The following is a 22,383-nucleotide window of genomic DNA, read 5'->3' as shown; positions in this document are numbered from 1 at the left end:
TGTAAAATTAAGGAAAACGGTCACACTACCCGCTTGAACCTTAGTCTTACCGAATTGATCGCCAGCACCACATCGGACAGGCCCATGACCAATGCCCCGATGATGGGGTTGAGGTAACCCAGCGCAGCAACGGGAATAGCCACCACATTGTAAATAAAGGCCCAGAACAGGTTTTGTTTGATGGTGAGATAGGTATGCCGGCCGAGGCCCAATGCCAGCGGCAGGGAACCCAGCTGGTTATTCAGCAGGATGACATTAGCGCTTTGCATGGCTACCTGTGTGGAGTCGCTCAGGGATATGCCGATGCTTGCTTTCGCCAGCGCAGGGGCATCATTGATGCCATCGCCCACCATTGCCACCGGCGCCTGTGCCATCAGTGCATCGATCTTTTGCAGTTTCTGTTCCGGGGATTGTTCTGCGAACACCTCGTCCATCCCCAGCTCCTGTGCAATCTGATCGCATTTCCGCTGCATGTCCCCGCTCAGGAGAATGGTGCGGATACCGCTTTCTTTCAGCTGCGCCATCACCGCTTTGGCATCGGACCTCAATTCGTCTGTAAAGTCCAGCCACCCGGCAAGCACCCCGTTCTTCAGCAGGTAAATATTGTGTGTATCATCGGGTGTTGCCGCTTTTGCCATGATGAAAGAACCCAGCTTCCATTCATTTCCTTCCGCATCCCTTGCCGCCATGCCCACACCTTTGTGTTCGCGCACCTGCTGCAAAGGAGTTTCCGGCACGCCTTTCCAGAATGTGACAACAGAACGGGCGATGGGGTGAGAGGAATATTTTTCAAGGCTGAACACCATGGATCTAAAAGTTTCTTCCGGCATGCCGATGGCCTGCCATTGGCCCAGTTGCAGCTTTCCGGTGGTGAGTGTGCCGGTTTTATCAAAAACGATCTGGCGGATGTTCCGGAAGGCTTCCAGTGTGTTGGCCCCTTTGATCAGGATGCCGTTGCGCGCGGCGCGGCCCAGGCCTACCATTACCGCAGCCGGTGTGGCCAGTCCCATCGCACAGGGGCATGCGATCACCAGTACTGCAATGCTGCGCATCAGGGCTACGTCCAGGGAAGTGCCGCCAAGGAAATACCATCCCAGGAAGGTCACCAGCGCAATGCCCAGCACCAGCGGCACAAAAATGGCGCTGATCCGGTCCGCCAGCTTTTGCATCGGCGGCTTGTTGCCCTGCGCCTGCTTTACCAGATCGATGATATAGGACAATACCGTGTCTTTACCGGTGGCCGTGATATAAAGCTTCAGCGACCCGTCTTCCAGGATGGTGCCGCCGATCACTTTGTCTTTTTCCTTTTTTGATACCGGGGCGCTTTCTCCCGTGATCATCGATTCGTTCACATGCCCGTTGCCCCAGTAGATCGTACCGTCCATCGGCACCTTATCCCCGGTGTTCACCAGTACCCGGTCGCCAACACGAAGCTCCGCATTGTCTATTTCATCGATATGCTCCTGTCCCTCTCCGTTGGCATGGATGCGCTTTGCACGGGTATGCTGCATTCTGGCCAGCTCCGCAATGGCGGTAGTGGTGGATTTAACGGACCTTTCCTCCAGCAGGTTCCCCAGGAACACCAGGGTGAGGATGGCGGCAGTGGTTTCATAAAAGAGGTAATCCTCTCCCAGGTTTTGCAATGTACCGGTGAGACTGTAGGCAAAGGCGGCCGTTGCGCCCAGGGTGATCAGCACATCCATATTGGCCATGCCGTTGCGGAGGGAACGGAAGGCGCTGCCACCGAAATGAAGCATCCCCACAATGTACACGGGAATGGTAAGCGCCAGCTGTATCCAGGGATTATGCAGCCAATGCCAGTCCACCCACATATGCAGCAGTAACGGCGCGGTAAATACAAGGCAGAAAATGAATTTGAAGTTCAGGGTATTGAAAAAGGGCGTTTTTGATCCCGCCGCATCCGGCAGGATCACCTGGTAGCCGAGATGGTTGATGCCTTTGAGCACATCTTCCGTATCCGCCCCTCCGGGAGCATTGAATTGCAATTCCTCCGTTGCCACGCTGATCACCACATCTTCCATGCCTTTCTTCTCAAGATATCTGGAGATCGTCAGCGCGCAGCTGGAACAATTCATCCCTTTTACTTTGCAATTGATCGTTTCCATAATGGTACAAAATTACCCCATATCGACTTTTGAAAGGGAATATATTAATGCAACGGCGGTGCTTTTTAAGGACGCCTAAAAAGCGCTGTCAGCCTGCTGTTCGGGTCTTCCGGCAGGATGGGCCGTTTATTGCAACCGGGGTGCTTTTCAACGGCATGATCGCTGGGGAGGCAGTCCCGTTGGCCGGTACCGAAGAAACGCAATTTTTTCGCAACAATAGTGCTAATATAAATCACTAATTTTAAGCCCTGTATGAAGCTGACTTTTTCATATGACGAACTGCCCGAGGCAGCACGCCGTTTCTGGGAAACATTCCCGGACAAACAGGTGTTTGCGCTGGACGGGGAAATGGGCGCCGGGAAAACCACTTTCGTAAAAGCGCTCTGCGCCGCCCAGGGCGTGGAAGATGCTACAGCCAGCCCCACCTTTTCCATCATCAATGAATACCGCTTCAAGAACGGCGGGCAACAGGAGCGCATCATCTATCACCTCGACCTTTACCGGTTGCGCAGCCTGGAAGAAGCCGCCGGCGCCGGTGTGGAAGATTGCCTCTATCACCCCGATGCGATCTGTTTCGTGGAATGGCCGGAGATCATCGAACCGCTGCTGCCGGCCGATACGGTATATGTGTTCCTTTCCGTTACGCCGGACCAGAAGCGCAGGATCGTGGCGGGAAGCGCCCGACCCGGCGATCTTACGCCCTCGCCGCAATAACAGCTACAGCAGTAAACAAATAAATGTATCTTTGAAAAAGACCTAACAATCAACTGTCTACGATTATGGAGCCAAGGCAAAAAACTGTTGTGAGCGCCGGATTTACTTATTCACCGCTGGAAGAAACACTGGATATTCCGCAAAAAAACTCCCGACTGTTCATCGGTATCCCGAAAGAAACATCTTTTCAGGAAAGCCGCATAGCATTAACGCCGGATGCCGTGAGCATCCTCTCCAATAATGGTCATCATATAGTTGTGGAGCATAAAGCGGGAGATGGCTCTCACTTTTATGATACGGACTACTCCGAAGCCGGCGCCGAGATCGTGTATGACAAGAAAGACGTGTTCAAAGCGGATATCATCGTCAAATCCGCACCACTGAACGATGAAGAGATAGAGCTGTTGCACCCCCACCAGATCGTGATTTCACCCATCCATCTGTCTGTATTGAAAGCGGTACAGCTGCAAAAAATGATGGACAAGCGCATTACGCTGCTTTCCTTCGAGAACCTTAAAGATGACGCCGGTACTTACCCGATCGTACGCGCCATGAGCGAGATTGCCGGCGGAGCGGTGATGCTCATTGCCGGGCAATACCTCAGCAACAGCAACCGCGGCAAAGGCATCCTGCTGGGCGGCGTTACCGGCATCCCGCCAACGAAGGTGGTGATCATCGGCGCGGGAATTGTTGGCGAATTTGCCGCGCGCACGGCACTGGCCTTCGGTTCCTCGGTAAAGATTTTCGACAATAACATCTATAAGCTGAAAAGGCTGCAGAACAATATCGGTGTAAGGGTATTCACCTCCGTGATCCAGCCCCGTGTGCTGGCGGAACAGCTGAGCAATGCAGATGTGGCGGTGGGGGCTTTGTCTTCCCAGAGCGGGCGTACCCCCATTGTGGTCTCCGAATCCATGGTCAGCAATATGAAAGCAGGATCTGTGATCGTAGACGTGAGCATAGACCGTGGCGGATGTTTTGAAACCTCGGAGATCACCACCCACGAAAACCCCGTGTTCAAGAAATATGATGTGATCCACTACTGTGTGCCGAATATCCCTTCCGGCTTCGCCGGTACCGCTTCACAGGCCATCAGCAACGTACTGACGCCACTGCTGCTGGAAGCGGCGGATGATGGCGGCTTCGAGAACCTGGTCTGGATAAAGAGAGGGGTCCGCAACGGCATTTACCTCTACAAAGGCGCGTTGACCAATTATCACCTGAGCGAAAAATTCAAGCTGAAGTACACAGATCTGGAACTGCTGCTGGCCGTGAAAGGCTAGGTTACATTTCCAGTTCGTAGCCCATAAAGTAAGCGCCAAGAATAATTGCGCCCACTACGATACGGTAATATCCCCACACGCGGAAACCGAATTTCTTCAAGGTATCTATAAAGAATTTGATCGCGATCATGGCCACCACAAAGGCTACCGCATTCCCGATCAGGAGGAGTTTCAGGTTTTCCATGGAACCGGTCACCAGTTCATGGCTCTTCAGCAGCTTGTACCCTGTAACCGCCGCCATGGTAGGCACTGCCAGGAAAAAGGAAAATTCCGCCGCCGCATTGCGCGTCAGCTTCTGCTGCATCCCCCCGATAATGGAGGCAGCGCTGCGGCTCACTCCCGGGATCATGGCGAGGCATTGGTAAAAGCCGATCCGGATCGCCTGGAAATAGTTCATTTTTTCTTCCGAATCAATTACCGGGTTTTTGAACCACTTATCTACGAACAACAGCACGATCCCCCCGAGGAAAAGCATCAATCCCACTACTTCCGGTTTCTCCAGCAGCGAATCGATCTGCTCCGCGAACAGGTAACCCAGGATCAACGCCGGCAGTACGCCGAGGAACAACTTGATATAAAAAGCGGGCTTGCTGAAGTTGAAGAACTTCTTCCAGTACAGCACCACCACAGCCAGGATGGCCCCGAGCTGAATGCAGACCTCGAACATTTTGGTGAACTCGTCCTCATTGATCCCCATCAGACTGCTGACGATGATCATATGGCCGGTGGACGATACCGGCAGAAATTCTGTTAACCCTTCTACAATGGCTATGATAATGGCTTCTACAATGCTCATAAATCCCGTTTACCGATTCACATAAGAAAAGCGATGATCATCTCATCGCTGTGGATCTGAATAAAAAATGTTGACAACAAAAACCCTACTGCTTCGGCCGGCGCATTATGGCATATACTTCCAGGAGCAGGCCCAGCATGATCACAATGGGCGCCAGGGTGATCCGGCGGAAGCTGTACACTTCCTTCGCATCGAAACGGGCGGCATCATCTCCGCCACCGCCCATCATCAGCAGAAACCCTATCACGATAACCACCACACCGGCGATAATAAGCTGGTAGCTGGTCTTATCGAAAAGCCCGCGTTCTTGTTGTGTTTGTTTAACTTCTTTTGACATATTGCAGTTTTAATCAGGATCAATACAGATCGTCCAGCTTCAGTTTCAGGTACTTCATCACGGAACGGTGCGTGCTCACCAGGGAAATGCTGATACCGATCACGATCAGCCCGATGAACAACAGCCCGATCATGAAATAGTCCCGCATCCCCCGCAGGCCGGGCAGGGTGGATTCCGCGAAATAAATAAGGAATATCAGCCCTATTATGGCAATTACGGCGCTTATGGCGCCATTGATGATGCTGCGGACGTCAAACGGCCGGGCAATGAAGCCCCGGGTGGCGCCTACCATCTGCATCGTTTTTATCAGGAAGCGGTTGCTGAACATGGCCAGCCTGATGGTATTGTCGATCAGGAACAGCACCACAACGGCCATCAGACCGCTGATCACCAGCATCACCAGCCCTATCTGCTTCGCTTTATCCAGCACTTCGCTCACCAGGGTACGCTGATAGAACAGCTCCCTTACGGCACTGCGGTTGGCAATATCATTCTCTATCGCCTTCAGGCTGTCCGCATGCACATAAGAGGCATACAGCCGTATATCAATGCTGGAATACAGGGGATTGAACCCCAGTACAGCGAAATTCTCGTTCGGGTTCTGGGCTTTGAACTTTTCGGCGGCCATATCCTTGGTCACATATTCAATGCTCTTCACGTACGGTTTTACCGCCAGTGAGTCCTTCAGCAATACGGCTTGTTCCTCCTTCACATTATCCCGCAGTATCACCTGCAACTCAATGCTTTCCTTGAAATAGTCGCTCAGGTTCTTGGCATTGATCATAAAAAGGCCAAGCACCCCGAGCAGCAGCAACACAAGGGTAATACCGATGATAGAATATACATACGAAGGCTTCGATTTCTTAGCTGACGATTTCCCTGATTGAGCCATTCATCTATAGTTTATGGGCGAAAATAATAAAATTTGGGACTTATGTTTAATTTTGCCCTCCCTAACGGTAATTTAACATTATTTAGTATATTATTAGGTATGGAATATAATTTCAGGCAGATAGAACGGAAATGGCAGCAACGATGGACGGCATCCGGAGCATACCAGGTGAGCAACAACAGCAGCAAACCCAAATGTTATGTGCTGGATATGTTCCCCTATCCTTCCGGCGCCGGATTGCATGTAGGCCACCCGCTGGGATACATTGCATCGGACATCTACGCCCGGTACAAACGCCTCAAAGGTTTTAATGTGCTGCATCCCATGGGCTACGATGCCTTTGGCCTGCCGGCAGAGCAATATGCCCTGGAAACCGGGCAACACCCCGCCGTTACCACGGAGGAGAACATCAAAGCATTCCGCCGCCAGCTGGATAATATCGGGTTCTGTTACGACTGGGACCGCGAATTCCGTACCAGCGACCCTGCCTATTATAAATGGACGCAACACATCTTCCTGCAGCTGTTCAACAGCTGGTATAACCGCCATGCCGGTAAAGCCGAGCGCATTGAAGTACTGGTACGCATCTTTGAGCAGGACGGCAACCACCACCACGAATGCCCCGGCGACCGGAGCATCCGCTTCAGCGCCGATTCCTGGAACGAATTTTCCTATGAAGAGCAGCAACGCATCCTCATGGAATACCGCCTCGGTTACCTCGCCTACGCGGAAGTGAACTGGTGCCCCGCCCTCGGCACTGTGCTGGCCAATGACGAAGTGATCAACGGCGTCAGCGAACGCGGCGGCCACCCCGTCATCAAAAAGAAAATGCGCCAGTGGTTCCTGCGTATTACCGAGTATGCGGACCGCCTGTTGCAGGGGCTGGAGAAAGTACAGTTCAGCGAGGCCATGAAAGACATGCAACGCAACTGGATCGGGAAAAGCCAGGGCGCCGAGATCAAATTCAACATCGCCGGCTCCATGGAGAGCATCGTGGTGTACACCACCCGGCCTGATACCATCTTTGGCGTTGACTTTATGGTGCTGGCCCCGGAACATGAACTGGTAGACGGCATCACTACAAATGAGCAAAGCGATGCGGTCACCGCATATAAAGAATACGTGCAAAGCCGCTCCGAGCGGGAACGTATGGCTGAAGTGAAACAGATCACCGGCTGCTTTACCGGCGCTTATGCCGTGAATCCCTTCGATGGGCGCAAGATCCCCGTATGGATATCTGAATATGTACTGGCCGGTTACGGCACGGGAGCCATCATGGCCGTGCCCTGCGGCGACCAGCGGGATTTCAGTTTCGCCAATCATTTCTCCATTCCCATTACCAATATCCTCGGTGAAGCCTTCAATGGCTCGGAGGCCAATCCCACCAAGGAAGGCAAACTGTTCAACAGCGATTTCATCACCGGTATGGAGATGAAAGATGCATCCGAAGCGGTGTTATCCAGGATCGAAGGCCTGGGCATCGGCAAAAGGCAGATCAATTACCGTATGCGCGATGCCGGTTTCAGCCGCCAGCGCTACTGGGGTGAGCCTTTCCCGATCCTCTACCGGAACGGTGTGCCGGAGGCCATGAAGGAATCAGATCTTCCCCTGGAACTCCCCCACGTTGAACATTACCAACAGGGCGAGGACGGAGAAGGCCCTCTCGCCAATATCACGGACTGGGTGAACCTGCCTGCGGAAAACGGCACCTCCCTGCGCCGGGAAACCAATACCATGCCCGGTTATGCCGGCAGCAGCTGGTATTTCCTCCGGTATATGGACCCGCATAACGGCAAAACCTTCTGCGACCGCAGCATATCCGATTACTGGGGGCAGGTAGACCTCTACATCGGCGGTACCGAACATGCCGTAGGGCATCTGCTCTATTCCCGTATGTGGACGAAAGTGCTGTTCGACCTCGGATACATCGGTTTTGACGAGCCTTACAAAAAACTGGTCAACCAGGGCATGATCACCGGCAGCTCCCGCCTCGTGTACCGCGTACGCGGCACCAGCCAGTTCGTGTCCGCCGGCCTCCGTGACCAATATGAAACGGACGAGCTGCATGTAGATGTGAACATCGTAGACGGCCTGGAACTCGATACCGAAGCCTTCAAAAAATGGCGCACCGATTTTGCCAACGCACAGTTTATCCTCGAAGATGGCAAATACATCTGCGGAACACTGGTGGAAAAAATGAGCAAACGCCTTTTCAATACCGTGAACCCGGATGTGCTGGTAGAGAAGTACGGCGCGGATACCTTCCGGATGTATGAAATGTTCCTCGGCCCGGTAGAGCAAAGCAAACCCTGGGAAACCAAAGGCATTGAAGGCGTTCACCGCTTCCTGAAAAAGCTCTGGCGCCTCTTCATGGACGAACAGAAAGGGCTGATCGTCACCACAGAAGCCCCTTCTCCGGACGAACTGAAAGCCCTCCATAAAGCCATCCGCAAGATAGATGACGACAGCGAAAGGCTCTCTTTCAATACCGCTGTGAGCGGCTTTATGGTCTGCGTAAATGAACTGACAGACCTCAAATGCCATAAAAAAGCCATCCTGGAGCAGCTCCTTGTGCTGCTGACGCCCTTTGCCCCGCATGTCAGCGAAGAGCTTTGGGAAACCATCGGCAACAAAGGTTCCATCCTCGATGCCGCGTTCCCTGTATTTGAAGAGAAATACGTGACTGAAAGCACCAAGGAATACCCCGTGTCCGTAAACGGCAAACTCCGCACAACGATCAATATCTCCCTGGACGCGTCCGCTGAAGAGGCGGAAAAGATCGCACTGTCCAACGAAGTGATCCGGAAGTGGCTGGATGGGAAAGCGCCGAAGAAAGTGATCTTTGTGAAAGGGAAAATGATCAATGTAGTGATCTAGCACCCTTTTTCAGCAGTTACCGTATCTGTCCACGTACCACGCCATTCGGCCAGGTGGAAGAGTGTGCGTTCACATACAATGCTTCTGTGCGCAGAGCACTGGCCTTAGCTTCGTCCAGCTGTGTCATTTTGGATATTCCGAAGTCGGCGGCAGTGGCACAGAGCGGCACTAGCACACTTCCGTTCGCTCCTGTAGCGCCGCTGTGAATATGTGCCATAGTGAGCGCATCACCGGCAGGAAGGTCGGTTACCGTTACTTTGGAATACAGCTTCCTGTCTACAGTAAGGCGGAGCAAAGCAACACCTGTGGCGGTAGTCACTACCGGGGGCACTTCATTCACGCCGGACATGTTGATAGTTTCTGCCAGCACCAGGTCACTGTTCACGGTGCCGCGCACCAAACCTGCAGGCTGCTGGGTGGAGTGAACGTTGAAATAAATGTCGTTGTCCGGGTCCTTCAGACTGTCCACCAGCGATTGCCGCAGCGTAAGTGAGCCGCTACTGGTATTTCCCGTCCAGGCTGGAAAAGGAAGAATAACGGGACCGTTGGTCACGGGATCACCCGCATGGAAGTGGGCCATCGTAAGCGCGTCACCCGAGGCGAGATTATCTACCTTGAAAGTGTAGTGGAGCGTATTATCAGCATTAAGCTGCATGGTCAGCAAACCTGTTTCCGATCTGCCCGCCGGGGCAGGATTTTCCATTTTAGTGCTGAGCGGTATCTCGAACAACAGTATGGGGCGGTCATCGTCGTCATTCTTATTACAGGAGGAGAAGGAGATAAAACCAGCCAGCGCAAAGGCCGTCACGGCAAATACATGTTTGTTTTTCATAACGAAAGGTTTTGTTCAAGCTTTCTCATACAATGATCAGTCCAAATTACCGGCATATTCCCGCCCCGCCATTTTTGGATAAGTGGTTTCGGGATCAGCCGATTCTGTATTAACTTCATCCCGAATCAACAAATTTACCCGCCATATGAGAGCAATCCTTACCGGGCTGCTGGCCGCAGCCCTTTCCCTGCCTGCCACAGCTCAATCTTCATCCGAAGTTTATTTCACGACTTACCCCACCCTCACACCTGACGGGCGTACCGTGATCTTCAGTTTTGAGGGTGATCTGTGGAAAACAACCATTCAGCAGCCCGGTGCCACCCGCCTTACGGCTATGCCGGGCAATGAAACCCTCGCAAAAGTATCACCCGACGGCAAGTGGATCGCATTTACGGCCACCCAGTTCGGGAATGCGGATATCTTCCTGATGCCGGTGGACGGCGGCGAAGTGAAGCAGCTGACCATGCACGAAGCCTCAGACCAGATGGAATCCTGGAGCTGGGATTCGAAACACGTGTATTTCACTTCCAACCGCAACGGCAACCCCACCAGTTATAAAGTAGGGCTGAATGGCGGTACACCCGTTCGTGTATTCGATCATCACTTCAACCTCATTCATAATATCGCGGAACATCCGCTTACCGGCGAACTGTTCTTCAACGATACCTGGGAAAGCAGCTTCGCGGCCAACCGCAAACGTTACAAGGGAGATTTCAATCCGGACATCCAGTCCTACATCCCTGCTTCCAAAACATATAAACGCTATACGGACTACCGCGGCAAGGACATGTGGACGACCATCGACCGCAAAGGCAATGTGTACTTCGTTTCCGATGAAGAGAACGGAGAATACAACCTGTACACTTTCAGCAATGGCCGGAAGAAAGCGCTCACGAAGTTCACCTCCTCCATCAAACGCCCTTTCGCCAGCGCTGACGGCAGCAAGGTGATCTTTGAGCGGGACTACCAGGTATGGGTGTACGATGTAGCGTCCGGCAAGTCCGAAAAACTGCCCATCAGGCTTTTCCGCAACCCGGTGTTGCCCAAGGAGCAGGATTTTGAAGTGTCCGGCAAGATTTCCCACTACGATGTGTCCCCGGACGGAAAGAAACTGGCCTTCGTTTCCCGCGGGGAGATCTTCGTCTCCGATATAGAAGGCAAGTTCGTCCGCCAGATCCCCCGTGCCTCGGAACGGGCGGTGCAGGTACAGTGGCTGAAAGATAACCGCACCCTGCTGTACAATGAAACGGTGGAAGGATACCTGAACTGGTTCACTGTGGCCGCAGACGGCAACGGGACGCCCAAACAGCTGACAAAAGACAAACGGAACAACCGCATGCTCGCGGTGAACAAGGAGCGTACAGAGGGAGTGTACCTCAGCGGCCGTGATGAAGTGCGGGTGATCGACCTGAAAACACTCGAATCCCGTACCATTGTAAAAGACGAGATATGGGCCTTCCAGAATGCCATGCCCGGTTTCTCTCCTGATGGCGAATATGTGGTGTTCACCGCGTACCGGAATTTCGAGCAGGACATACTGGTGCATCACCTGAAGAAAAAGACCACCATCAACCTGACCAATACCGGCGTCACGGAAACCAACCCTTACTGGTCGCCCGACGGGAAATATATCTACTTCAGTTCCTCCCGTACGAAGCCGGCCTATCCCTTCGGCCTGCAAAATCCAAAGGTCTATCGCGTAGCGCTGGACAAGTTTGATGATCCTTTCCGTGCTGACAAATTTGATGAGCTTTTCAAAAAAGAAGAGAAAAAAGAGGAGAAGAAAGAGGAGAAAAAAGATGACAAGAAGGATGACAAGAAGCCTGCGGAGAAAAAAACGCCTGAACCGGTAACGATCAATACGGCGAAGATCATGGACAGGATCGATCAGATCTCTCCTTCCTTCGGTTCGCAGTACGGTCCGCTGTATATCCTGCAGAAAGGGGACAAGACCTCTGTTTTCTATATCTCCAATCATGCCGATGGCAGGTCCGCATTATGGAAAACCGTATTGGAGCCATTCGAAGCGCCGAAGACGGACAAGATCAACGGTACCGAGATGGGTGGCGGCTCGGATATTAAAGAAGCGGACGGTAAACTGTATATCCTTGCCGGCGGCCATATCCAGAAGCTCAATCCTGATGCCAACAAGCTGGACAAGATTGAGATCAGCCAGCAATTCTACCGCAATCTCCGCACTGAATTCGAACAGATATTCCATGAAACCTGGGCGAACGTTGAAGAGAATTTTTACAATGCGGAGTTCCATGGGGCGGACTGGAAAAAACTGCGTGAGCAATATGCCCGTTTCATTCCCTATGTGAATAACCGGACCGATTTGCGGATACTGGTGAATGATCTGCTGGGTGAGCTGAACTCCTCTCACCTTGGTTTCAATTCTTCCGGTGAGGAAGAAAAGATCAACCTCAGTTACCGTACAATGGAAACCGGTATTCTTTTCAATGATCAGCATCCTTATACGGTTTCCCGCATTGTTGCCAAAAGCAATGCAGACCGGGTGAATGTAGATGTTCGTGCCGGTGACGTGCTCACAAAGGTCAATGGTGTGAACGTAGACAAATCGCTGTGCCGCGATCAGTACTTCACCCGTCCTTCTTTCGAAAGAGAGATCACACTGACCTTTGAGCGTGAAGGCAAACCTTACGATGTAAGGCTGCACCCGCAAAGTTATGGTGCGCTGGGCGAACAGCTGTACGATGAATGGACCGCTTCCAATGAATCAAAGGTGGACAAGCTGGGGAATAACCGGATCGCTTACACGCATATGAAAAATATGGGTGGCGGCGAACTGGAAAAATTCCTTATAGACATGGCAGCGAAGATCGGCAGCAAAGATGCCCTGATCCTCGATCTCCGTTACAATACCGGTGGTAATGTACACGATGAGGTGTTGAAGTTCCTCTCTCAGAAACCCTACCTGCAATGGCAATACCGCGGCGGCAAATTGTCTCCGCAGCCCAACTTTGCACCTGCCGGCAAACCGATCGTGTTGCTGATCAACGAGCAATCGCTCAGTGACGCGGAAATGACCGCTGCCGGTTTCAAGGCCCTGAAACTGGGCAAGATCATCGGTACGGAATCCTACCGCTGGATCATCTTCACGTCCGGCAAAGGCCTGGTAGACGGCTCTTTTTACCGCCTGCCTTCCTGGGGCTGCTATACCCTGGACGGTAAAAACCTGGAGAAGGAAGGTGTGGCGCCGGACATCTATGTAAAGACATCCTTTACCGACCGCCTGGAAGATAAAGATCCGCAGCTGGAAAAGGCTGTGCAGGAGATCATGAATGACCTGAAATAAATTGCAACAGCAATATAACAACTGCTACAAAAGGGCCGGAACTTTCCGGTCCTTTTTTCTTCCTCCACCGCTTGTACAGCCGTACCTCGCCGCTACAAAACCTTCCAGCTCCTCTCCCCGCACGTCCATGCTCCGCAATATGTTGCGTATCATGAACTCCGGCACCGGGTCAAACCCCGCCCGCAAGACCACCGGCCGCACCATATTTTCCTTCACCCATAACTCATGGCCGCTATGCACAAAACCAAAATGGTAATCCCGCTGCAACAGGAATGCGCGTACCGCATCCAGCGGAATGTTGGACAAATTCATGGTATTCATATGTTCGATGATTTTTTTCAGGTCAACATACGCTCCGCCGGCGGCAACTCAATAGTGCAGGAAATATTGTAAATCCCCGTACCGCTCCGGATACAATCAAAAACGTCCTGCATATCGGAGTGGCTGAAAGCCGGTGGATACATCACCGGCGGGTCCGTTACCCAGCCACGCCGGCGAAGGTCTTCTTCCAACGCCCCCAATCTCATCGCCCGCTCAAAATAACAGTTCATCATCACCAGCAGCGACTGCTTCGCTTCCTGCCTGCTGGCGCCATAACCGGACACATCCAGCGAAGGGATGCAGGCATGGTAGCAGGAACGCTCATCCCGGAAAAGTATCCCCCGCAAATGCATCCGCCCGCCTGAATAATAACCCGTTTCTGCTTGCCCGATAACCGTTGCCATAACGTTCCGTTCTCTTGTTCAAAACTAGGAGAAAAAAAGGTGGAAACAATTATTTAACGTAGGGAATATCTCGGAATTAGATACTAACATATCACTTTTAGCATACAAATCTCTAACTTGGCAATATTGTACACACCGGCTCCCGATCAGCTGAAAAAAACAACGAAAACAAAGAGATGAAAAAGAACATCATCGCACTATTGTGCTGTTTCTTCACAACAATTGCTGCCATGGCACAAGATAACAGCCTGCAGGTAATGACATTCAACATCCGCTACAACAACCCAGGGGACAGCATCAATGCATGGCCTAACCGGGCGGACAAAGTAGCATCGCAGATACTTTATCATCAGCCTGCCGTACTGGGCGTTCAGGAGGCTTTATGGGGACAAATGCAGGACCTCTCCCGGGCGCTTCCGCAATACAAATTCGTGGGCGCAGGCCGGGATGACGGCGATAAAAAAGGAGAATTTTCCGCCATCTTCTATGATACCGCCCGCATGCAGCTGCTGGACTCCAAAACGTTCTGGTTGTCGGAAACACCAGAAGTCATTGGCAGCAAAGGCTGGGACGCTGCTATCTGCCGCATCGTTACCTATGCGCGTTTCCGCGACCGCAAATCACGCAGGGAATTCTATCATTTCAATACGCACTTCGATCACATCGGCAAAGTGGCGCGCCGCGAAAGCGCAAAACTGCTGCTGCAAAAGGTGAACGAGATCGCCGGCAGCACACCCGCCATCATCACGGGTGATTTCAACGCCAAACCGCAGGATGAGCCCATCCGCGTGATCGTGGACGCACAGAACCCGCTCCACCTGAAAGACGCCAAAGCCCTCAGCAAAACACCGCATTACGGTCCGCATAGCACTTTCAACAGCTTCAAAGCACACGAAATTGGCGATCAGCCGATCGACTATATTTTCCTGAAAGGCAAATGGGAAGTATGGCAGCATGCCTGTATCACGCAAACCTGGAAGGGGCTGTTCGCATCCGATCACTTCGCACAGGTCGCAAAGCTGACATTCGCCAGGTAAGTACTACCTGCAGGAGGCTGTTCCTGCATCTGCGAAGAATAGGCCGCATTGATCGAAGTAAGTACCGATAAACAAAAGGCTGTTCCAACTGTAAGCTGACCGGGCATCGTCAAACGAAACCTTTCCCCGTCAGGTATCCGGAAAAACCGGGTACATTACCGTTGAAACAGCCTTTTTTACGTTAAAGCACTTCTTTAATCTTCCTCTTTCCTGATCCTCACCGGTGTATCCTTCCCGTCCACAATACTTTTGGCGCTGACGGCGATCGCTTCGATAATATCGGCAATGTTCTTCATATCCAGGCTCTCCACTTCATCATCAACGCTATGATACAGGGTATCCTTGTCGATCTGCGTAGTGGAAATGGTATGCGCCGGAACGCCAAGGCGGGCCAGCGTGGCGTTATCGGAGCGATAGAACAGGCGTTGCTCCGGGTAGGGGTCCGGGTGGAACTGAAAGCTGGAGCCCTCAAGGTTCCGCTGTAACATCTCCCCGAAATCCGACCGTTCGAATCCGGTGATGAAAGCGCTGTTGCGGCCAAACTTCGATTCCTTCCCGATCATCTCGATATTGAACATGGCGACGATCTTTTCAGGATCAAGCTGCTGTGAGAAGAAACGGGAACCGAAACCGCCGATCTCTTCCGCCGTGAAGGCCGCAAAGATCACCGAGCGGGCAGGCGGATGCTGTTTAAAATATTCCGCCAGCAATATAACGGCGGTGATGCCGGATGCATCGTCATCCGCACCATTGGCGATACTGTCCCCTTCCACGGCCTTACGGATACCGATATGATCGTAATGTCCGGAAAAGATCACGTATTCATCCGGATGGCTGCTGCCTTTGATCATACCGGCCACGTTATGCAGGAACTTCGGCCCTTCTTCCTCTGTTACGGAATCCAGTGCCCTTACCTGGCGGCCCACCGTGGCAAAACGCTGGCGGAAATCCTGCTGCCCGGGCAGCGGCTCCAGTCCCGCTGCGGTGAATTCCTGTTCAATGAATATGGATGCCTTTTCAATGCCGGGAGAATAAGTGGCGCGGCCCTGCATGTCGTCCGCCGCAAGCATGCTGATGATCCTTTTTACTTCATCTTCGCTGATTTGCTGGGCTTTTACGGATAATACGCCTGTCAGCAGCAGGCAAAACAGGCTGAGCGCTTTACATTTCATAGCAGATTCGGATTTCGTTAAAAATAAACGATTACTTTTGGTTTTGAAAGGAGATCTAATGTCCAATTCCAACATAAGACCAGATGAGAACAGGCTGAGCGCCGCCGAAAAGGAGTTCGAGAACAGTATCCGGCCCAGGGAGATCATTGATTTTTCGGGGCAGGACCAGATCATTGATAACCTGAAGATCTTTATCAAGGCGGCCAAGCTCCGTGATGAGGCGCTGGACCATATACTTTTCCATGGCCCTCCGGGATTGGGAAAAACAACTTTGTCGCGTATTGTGGCCAATGAGCTGGGCGTAAATATCCGGGAGACTTCCGGGCCGGTGATCGAAAAACCGGGCGATCTGGCGGGCCTGCTCACCAACCTGGAGGAAAAAGACGTGCTATTCGTGGACGAGATCCACCGGCTGAGCACCGTTGTGGAGGAATACCTTTATTCGGCCATGGAGGATTACCGTATTGATATCATGATCGATTCCGGGCCCAATGCCCGTTCCGTACAGATCAACCTGCACCCCTTCACGCTGGTGGGCGCCACCACCCGCTCCGGCTTGCTGACCGCTCCGCTGCTGAGCCGCTTCGGCATCAAGTCACGCCTGGAATATTACAACTCGGCCATCCTGCAAAAGATCATCTGGCGCGCAGCCGGGTTGCTCGGCACCAAAATAACTTCCGATGCTTCCATGGAAATTGCCCGCCGCTCCCGCGGTACGCCGCGTATCGCCAACGGCCTGCTGCGCCGGGTGCGGGATTTTGCGCAGGTGATGGGGAACGGGGTGATAGATATGGGCATTGCCGAGTTCAGCCTGAAAGCGTTGAGCGTGGATGAATATGGATTGGATGAAATGGATAACCGTATCCTGAACGTGATCATAGAGAACTTCAAAGGCGGTCCCGTTGGCCTCACCACCATTGCTACCGCCGTAGGGGAAGAGCCGGGTACGCTGGAAGAAGTCTACGAGCCATTCCTGATCCAGGAAGGCTTTATCAAACGTACGCCGAGGGGAAGGGAGGTAACGGAGAAGGCTTATACGCATTTGGGGAAATCTCCCCACAAAGGAGGGCCGCAGCTGCTGTTCTGATATTATTTAAACACTTCGCTCGGGTGCTTCTCCTTGTGTTCTCCTTGTGTTGAAGTGGCCTCAAACCCTATCGTTAAAAAAACATCATAAAAAAAGGGGCTTGTCGCCCCTTTTTCCATTTAATCTTTTACCACCAGCCTGAACCCGTTGCCGTGAATGTTCACGATCTCGATATTGGGATCTTCTTTCAGGTATTTCCGCAGTTTGGCGATGTACACATCCATACTGCGGCCGTTAAAGTAGGTATCGCTGCCCCAGATCTTTTTCAAGGCTACCTCGCGCGGCAACAGATCGTTCTTGTGCTCGCAGAGCATATGCAAAAGTTCGTTCTCCTTCGGGGAAAGCGTGCTGGAGTCGCTGCCTTTTGTGAGGGTACGCAGGCGGGAATTGAAATGGTATTGCCCTATATTGAATTCGAACAGTTCTTCTTCCTTGTTGTTCAGCTCCTGGTTGCGTTTGAGGATGGCCTTGATCTTCAGCAACAGCAGTTCGCTGTCGAAAGGTTTGGAAATATAATCATCCGCCCCGAGCTTATACCCCTGGATGATATCTTCCTTCATGGTCTTGGCCGAGAGGAAGAAGAGGGGAATGTCCGGGTCCACATCGCGGATCTCTTCCGCCAGCTTGAAACCGTCCATATTCGGCATCATGATGTCCAGCAGGCAGATATCGAATTTATCCCTGCGGAATGCAGCCAGCGCTAGAATACCGTCCCGGCACAACTCTACATCATAGTCATTCAGCTCCAGGTAGTTTTTCAGTACCATGCCCAGATTGGTATCATCTTCTGCCAGCAGTATCTTGGGTTTGCGTTCTTCCATAATTACAAATATAACGGTTAAAGGTGAATAAGGTTGAGGCTTACCTTTTCTTTATCAGCGATGTCAGGGGATGGCGGAGGTTCGCGTATCCGGTCATATCCACTTTAATGCTTCCTACGGAAATGGGGCTGTCTATCCGCAGCGGGATCTTGTTGCCGTCGTCGCTCACCCATACGGTCATCTGCTCCCCGCCTTCGAAAATGGTGCCTTTGATCAGCAGGGGTTTGAACTTGATGGCCCGGAATTTCCCGTAGCGGGTATTGACCTCTTCTTTTCCCATATACCGGATATAGATATTATATACCTCGTCATCCAGGAACATGGCAAAAGGTATGCGGTCCCCGGGTTTGTATTTGGAGAAGTCGATATTCCTGGCGTAATAAATGGCGCTGATCACGTCCTGGATGCAGTCCGGCACTTTAAAAGTACCGTTGGTGCTGGTGGCGGTGCCTGCATCACGGTTGAACCCCACGTTGTTGTATATCTTGTACCCCCCTTCGCTGACGTTGCGGATGAAGCGGATAGGCAGCATGGTGGAGGTATCGATATAGCTTTCGTATTTGTCGCGCACTTTGAATATCCAGTCGTACGTGCGGAAAGTCTTGCCTTCGCCTACGACATGATAGGCGTCGCGCCCCCCGTATTTTTCCAGTTTACAGTTGAAGGTGGCTTCTCCTGCGCCCACGAATACGCTGCCCAGGTTGTAGAATACTTTGAGGGTCAGGGATTCACCGGCTTTGAAGCTCGTATTGGAGATACCACAAAAATTATCTTGTGCAAAAGAACGCCCGGTTATGGTTAACACCATCAGTAATAGAAAATACTTCATCGATCGTTGCTATTTATCCTTGAAAATTTTGACGCCCAGCAGCAAAATGCTGCCTATTGCCGCCGGTAGTACCAGGTTGATCAGCCAGATAGCTACCGTTCCAGCCACGATCCCTGCCGTATTTGCACTCAACAGGCCCAGGAAATAGATGCTGACCTGCCCCCGGAGCCCCAGCTCCGCAATGGCGATAGTGGGCACTATAGCCATAATGAGGTAGATCATATTGATCATAAAGAACCCCTGCCACCACACGAAAGTCACGCCCAGTGCGTACAGCAAAATCAAATACTGTGCCGTAAACACCATATAACGCAGGGTGCTCAGCAGCAGCAATTTCCGCAGCTGGCCTGGGGAATACCGGGCGATGATCTGGATAAACACCTTCAATTTTCGTAACAGCGGCACCTTTTCAAATACGGCTACGATGATCTGTAACCGAAAGTAAAGTATTACAATGAAGACGCAAATGACTATGAGTATTCCTAACAATAATTTCTCCCAGAAATTCGGCGCGAAGTAATTGTCCGCCTTGATCAACTGGAAATTATTAATATAATAGATCAGGCCGCAGAGGCCGAACACGATGGTAATGATCAGCTGGCTGTAGCTTCCCACGATGGTAGCCGCAATGGCTTTGAGCTTGTTCCGGTTCTCCAGGTAAAGGATGCGGCCGCCGTATTCGCCGATCCGGTTCGGAGTGTTCACGGAGAGCGTCACCCCGCTGAGAATGGCCCCAAAGGCTCTAGCAAAGGGCACTGCTTCAAGGGGAGCTACCAGCATTTGCCATTTTTTCGCTTCCAGTCCCCAGTTCACGAACATCAACACCACCACCAGCAACAAAAGCAACAAACCCTTCTCCAGTATCGTGCTTTGCATATGGGCCAATGCAGCCGGCAGGTTTTGCTGATGTATGAGCTGCTGATAGATGGCGTAGGTCAACCAGATGAAGAGGGCGCCGCCCAGCACGTAATTGAGGATTATTTTGGTACTTTTGTTCAGACTTTCGGATTTTGGCAAAAATAACCTCCACTTGGCAAACAATTCAAAAATAATTCTTGGCATAGATCCGGGTACGATCATTATGGGATACGGATTAATCGTTGTTCAGGGTCAGAAGGTGGAGATCGTGGATATGGATGTGCTCAAGCTCAATCCTAAAAAAGATCATTATGAACGGCTGCGGATGATCCATCACCGGGTAAACGAGCTTATCCTGAAGCACCGGCCGGCCAGTTGCGCCATTGAAGCGCCGTTTTTCGGCAAGAACGTACAAAGTATGCTCAAGCTGGGACGCGCCCAGGGCGTAGCCATCGCCAGCGCTATGCAGGCCGGGGTGGCTGTGGCGGAGTATTCCCCGAAGAAAGTAAAGCAGTCCATCACCGGTAATGGCAGCGCCAACAAGGAACAGGTCTGGCAAATGCTGCAACGCATCCTGCACTTTTCGGAGCAACCGCAATATCTTGATGCCACCGATGCCCTGGCCGTAGCCGTCTGCCATCACTTCCAGGAAAGCAGCCCTTTTGCAACTGCCGGCAAATCAAAAGGCTGGGAAAAGTTTCTGCAGCAACATCCCGAACGGGTGGGCAAGTAAGCCGATCAAATGAACAAATAGCAGATGACCGCTGTTTGTTAATTGAGAAATTGTACTTATTTTGAACTAAATTATGGCTGGCGCGCTACAACTGTACCTAACAACGCGTACTTATCTATATGAAGATCAATCATTTATCACCCCTAATTTTTTTCGTAGATGGATACGAAGGCTAGAATTTTACTAGTTGAGGATGATTACAACCTGGGTGCAATAACCAAAAAGCGATTGGAAGAATCCGGATACGAGGTGATCCATTGCTCTGACGGTGACATAGCCTGGAAACAGTTCCAGAAAAGCCTTTTCGATATATGTCTGCTGGATGTTGTAATGCCGAAGAAAAATGGCTTTGAGCTGGCCAAACAGATCAGGCAGAAAAACGATCTGATCCCGATCCTGTTCCTGACCTCCAAATCGGAGGATGAGGACAAGATCAGCGGCTTCAAACATGGCGCGGACGATTATGTGACCAAGCCCTTCAGCATGCAGGAACTGTTGCTGCGTATTGAAGTATTCCTGAAACGTACCCGCCCGCTGAATGCGGACAAACGGGCTACTTTCACTGTTGGCAAGACCACCTTTGATTATGGGGAACTCAAACTGACAGACAAGAATGGTAAATTGAAAGCCACCCTTACACAAAAGGAGGCCGACCTGCTGAAATTCTTCTGCGAGAATGCGAACAAAACCCTTAAACGCGAGGAGATTCTTTATCACGTATGGGGGAAAGACGATTATTTCCTTGGCCGCAGTATGGATGTATTCATCACCAAAATAAGAAAGCACTTCAGTGATGACAAAGATGTGAAGCTCGAAACACTCCACGGTATCGGGTTCAAATTCTACGTCCCCACCTTATAGTCCTGCGGTAATCAGCGCCTGCACTTCCCTGAACTCTTCGGGCGACAGCTTCAGCTTCGATCGGGTGAAGTTCAGGTCATCCGCGGAATTGACCGGCACCAGGTGCATGTGCGCATGCGGCACTTCCAACCCTACCACACTGATCCCCACCCGGTTGCAGGGTATCGCTCTTTCTATGGCCTGTGCTATCGGTTTCGCGAAAACCAGCCATTCCCGCAGCAGGTCATCTTCCAGGTCAAAGAACTTATCCGTTTCCACTTTCGGTACGATCAGGGTATGCCCTTTCACCAGGGGAAAAATATCGAGAAAGGCATAAAAACGGTCGTTCTCGGCAATGCGGTAACTCGGGATATCGCCTTTAATGATCTTGGAAAAGATGGTCATGGTAAATAAGCTTATAGATGAAACAAGTGCAAATACGAAGCTAAGCCTAATAATTTGTAATTGAAACAGAAAAGGCCCCTTACGGAGCCTTTTCGGGAGAGAAAAAGAGCTTGCGGCTACACCGTAATATTGTCTATCTTAAACTTCATTTTGCCATTGGGGGCAATAACATCGGCCACCTCTCCAACCTGCTTGCCCAGCAGGCCTTTTCCGATGGGCGATGTAACGGAGATCTTGCCGGCTTTCAGATCGGCTTCCTGCTCGGATACCAGCTGGTACGTGACAGTTTTCTTATTCGCTACGTTCGTAATGGTCACTTTACAAAGAATGGATACCTTGGAGGTATCGATGGAATCGGCTTCCACCACCCTTGCCGTAGCAATGGCATTCTCCAGCACGGCGATCTTCGCTTCATGGAGGCCCTGGGCTTCCTTGGCCGCATCATATTCTGCATTTTCCTTCAAATCCCCTTTCTCACGAGCCTCCGAAATAGCTCTGGCTATCTCGGCCCTTCCTTTGGTTTTGAGTTGCGTAAGCTCCTCCCTCATTAATTCAAGGGTCTCTTTGGTTACATAGTTGACGCCAGACATAACCTGAATGATTTAGTATAAAGAAAAAAAATTAACGTCCCCGCTTTCGCAAAGACGTCATTAAGTGTGATGATTGCAAATATAATGTTTTTTAATCGGGATGAAAGCCC

The 22,383-nt window shown here is 51.5% G+C and carries 21 protein-coding genes; 8 read left to right on the top strand and 13 right to left on the bottom strand.

The annotated features are described in order from the left end of the window. Positions 1–20: 20 nt before the first annotated feature. Positions 21–2,126, bottom strand: coding sequence for a cation-translocating P-type ATPase (locus FW415_RS06780; RefSeq protein ID WP_148383516.1), 2,106 nt, complete (start codon positions 2,124–2,126; stop codon positions 21–23). Between the two features lie 252 nt (positions 2,127–2,378). Here FW415_RS06780 and tsaE point away from each other — a divergent pair, with 252 nt between their 5' ends. Together tsaE and FW415_RS06770 are read left to right on the top strand one after the other, a co-directional pair. Continuing rightward, entirely contained in the window at positions 2,379–2,840 is a 462-nt protein-coding gene (gene tsaE / locus FW415_RS06775) for a tRNA (adenosine(37)-N6)-threonylcarbamoyltransferase complex ATPase subunit type 1 TsaE (RefSeq protein WP_148383515.1), read from the top strand. A 65-nt stretch (positions 2,841–2,905) separates the two neighbouring features. Further along, positions 2,906–4,123, top strand: a complete 1,218-nt coding sequence (locus tag FW415_RS06770) for an alanine dehydrogenase (RefSeq protein WP_148383514.1) — start codon at positions 2,906–2,908, stop codon at positions 4,121–4,123. A gap of 1 nt (position 4,124) precedes the next feature. Here the strand turns inward: FW415_RS06770 and FW415_RS06765 are convergent, their stop codons facing one another. From FW415_RS06765 to FW415_RS06755, 3 genes are all read right to left on the bottom strand, one after another. Continuing rightward, a complete protein-coding gene (locus tag FW415_RS06765; RefSeq protein ID WP_148383513.1) occupies positions 4,125–4,919 on the bottom strand; it encodes an undecaprenyl-diphosphate phosphatase in 795 nt (264 codons plus the stop codon). A gap of 85 nt (positions 4,920–5,004) precedes the next feature. Next, a complete protein-coding gene (locus FW415_RS06760; protein WP_148383512.1) occupies positions 5,005–5,256 on the bottom strand; it encodes a DUF3098 domain-containing protein in 252 nt (83 codons plus the stop codon). A gap of 19 nt (positions 5,257–5,275) precedes the next feature. Next, positions 5,276–6,148 (bottom strand): ABC transporter permease, encoded by an 873-nt coding sequence (locus tag FW415_RS06755; protein WP_148383511.1) that lies wholly within the window; start codon positions 6,146–6,148, stop codon positions 5,276–5,278. A 99-nt stretch (positions 6,149–6,247) separates the two neighbouring features. Here FW415_RS06755 and leuS point away from each other — a divergent pair, with 99 nt between their 5' ends. After that, positions 6,248–9,025, top strand: coding sequence for a leucine--tRNA ligase (leuS, locus tag FW415_RS06750; RefSeq protein WP_148383510.1), 2,778 nt, complete (start codon positions 6,248–6,250; stop codon positions 9,023–9,025). Positions 9,026–9,041: 16 nt separating this feature from the next. On the opposite strand, the gene FW415_RS06745 is transcribed toward leuS, so the two are convergent. Beyond that, the gene (locus FW415_RS06745; protein WP_148383509.1) at positions 9,042–9,857 is read right to left on the bottom strand and encodes a CHRD domain-containing protein; all 816 of its coding nucleotides are present in this window, start codon (positions 9,855–9,857) and stop codon (positions 9,042–9,044) included. A gap of 145 nt (positions 9,858–10,002) precedes the next feature. Here FW415_RS06745 and FW415_RS06740 point away from each other — a divergent pair, with 145 nt between their 5' ends. Continuing rightward, complete coding sequence (locus FW415_RS06740; protein WP_148383508.1) at positions 10,003–13,176, top strand: S41 family peptidase; 3,174 nt, start codon at positions 10,003–10,005, stop codon at positions 13,174–13,176. Between the two features lie 24 nt (positions 13,177–13,200). On the opposite strand, the gene FW415_RS06735 is transcribed toward FW415_RS06740, so the two are convergent. After that, on the bottom strand, positions 13,201–13,497 hold the full coding sequence (locus FW415_RS06735; RefSeq protein ID WP_148383507.1) for a hypothetical protein: 297 nt from the start codon (positions 13,495–13,497) through the stop codon (positions 13,201–13,203). 17 nt (positions 13,498–13,514) lie between these two features. Beyond that, the gene (locus FW415_RS06730; RefSeq protein ID WP_148383506.1) at positions 13,515–13,901 is read right to left on the bottom strand and encodes a hypothetical protein; all 387 of its coding nucleotides are present in this window, start codon (positions 13,899–13,901) and stop codon (positions 13,515–13,517) included. 176 nt (positions 13,902–14,077) lie between these two features. On the opposite strand from FW415_RS06730, the gene FW415_RS06725 reads away from it, so the two are divergent. Further along, positions 14,078–14,938, top strand: a complete 861-nt coding sequence (locus FW415_RS06725) for an endonuclease/exonuclease/phosphatase family protein (protein ID WP_148383505.1) — start codon at positions 14,078–14,080, stop codon at positions 14,936–14,938. A 194-nt stretch (positions 14,939–15,132) separates the two neighbouring features. Here the strand turns inward: FW415_RS06725 and FW415_RS06720 are convergent, their stop codons facing one another. Beyond that, the gene (locus FW415_RS06720) at positions 15,133–16,110 is read right to left on the bottom strand and encodes a M20/M25/M40 family metallo-hydrolase (RefSeq protein ID WP_148383504.1); all 978 of its coding nucleotides are present in this window, start codon (positions 16,108–16,110) and stop codon (positions 15,133–15,135) included. Between the two features lie 58 nt (positions 16,111–16,168). On the opposite strand from FW415_RS06720, the gene ruvB reads away from it, so the two are divergent. Beyond that, positions 16,169–17,197: a Holliday junction branch migration DNA helicase RuvB gene (ruvB, locus tag FW415_RS06715; protein ID WP_148389855.1), complete on the top strand. Its 1,029-nt coding sequence runs from the start codon at positions 16,169–16,171 to the stop codon at positions 17,195–17,197. Positions 17,198–17,316: 119 nt separating this feature from the next. Here ruvB and FW415_RS06710 read toward each other — a convergent pair whose 3' ends face one another. Genes FW415_RS06710 through FW415_RS06700 form a run of 3 tightly spaced genes read right to left on the bottom strand, consistent with a single transcriptional unit; the run spans position 17,317 to position 19,864 of the window. Beyond that, entirely contained in the window at positions 17,317–18,018 is a 702-nt protein-coding gene (locus FW415_RS06710) for a response regulator transcription factor (protein WP_148383503.1), read from the bottom strand. Between the two features lie 40 nt (positions 18,019–18,058). Continuing rightward, a complete protein-coding gene (locus FW415_RS06705; RefSeq protein WP_148383502.1) occupies positions 18,059–18,847 on the bottom strand; it encodes a DUF3108 domain-containing protein in 789 nt (262 codons plus the stop codon). A gap of 9 nt (positions 18,848–18,856) precedes the next feature. Further along, positions 18,857–19,864 (bottom strand): lysylphosphatidylglycerol synthase domain-containing protein, encoded by a 1,008-nt coding sequence (locus FW415_RS06700; protein WP_168208701.1) that lies wholly within the window; start codon positions 19,862–19,864, stop codon positions 18,857–18,859. 13 nt (positions 19,865–19,877) lie between these two features. On the opposite strand from FW415_RS06700, the gene ruvC reads away from it, so the two are divergent. Further along, the gene (ruvC, locus tag FW415_RS06695) at positions 19,878–20,438 is read left to right on the top strand and encodes a crossover junction endodeoxyribonuclease RuvC (protein ID WP_168208700.1); all 561 of its coding nucleotides are present in this window, start codon (positions 19,878–19,880) and stop codon (positions 20,436–20,438) included. Between the two features lie 159 nt (positions 20,439–20,597). Next, positions 20,598–21,299: a response regulator transcription factor gene (locus tag FW415_RS06690; RefSeq protein WP_148383499.1), complete on the top strand. Its 702-nt coding sequence runs from the start codon at positions 20,598–20,600 to the stop codon at positions 21,297–21,299. On the opposite strand, the gene FW415_RS06685 is transcribed toward FW415_RS06690, so the two are convergent. Next, positions 21,294–21,683: an HIT family protein gene (locus FW415_RS06685; protein WP_148383498.1), complete on the bottom strand. Its 390-nt coding sequence runs from the start codon at positions 21,681–21,683 to the stop codon at positions 21,294–21,296. The two genes, FW415_RS06690 and FW415_RS06685, sit on opposite strands and share 6 nt — an antisense overlap. A gap of 116 nt (positions 21,684–21,799) precedes the next feature. Beyond that, complete coding sequence (greA, locus tag FW415_RS06680; RefSeq protein WP_148383497.1) at positions 21,800–22,273, bottom strand: transcription elongation factor GreA; 474 nt, start codon at positions 22,271–22,273, stop codon at positions 21,800–21,802. Positions 22,274–22,383: the final 110 nt, after the last annotated feature.

It is taken from the genome of Chitinophaga sp. XS-30 (assembly GCF_008086345.1).
In the GTDB taxonomy this organism is placed as follows: Bacteria; Bacteroidota; Bacteroidia; order Chitinophagales; family Chitinophagaceae; genus Chitinophaga.
This window is presented reverse-complemented; position numbering and strand designations above follow the sequence as displayed.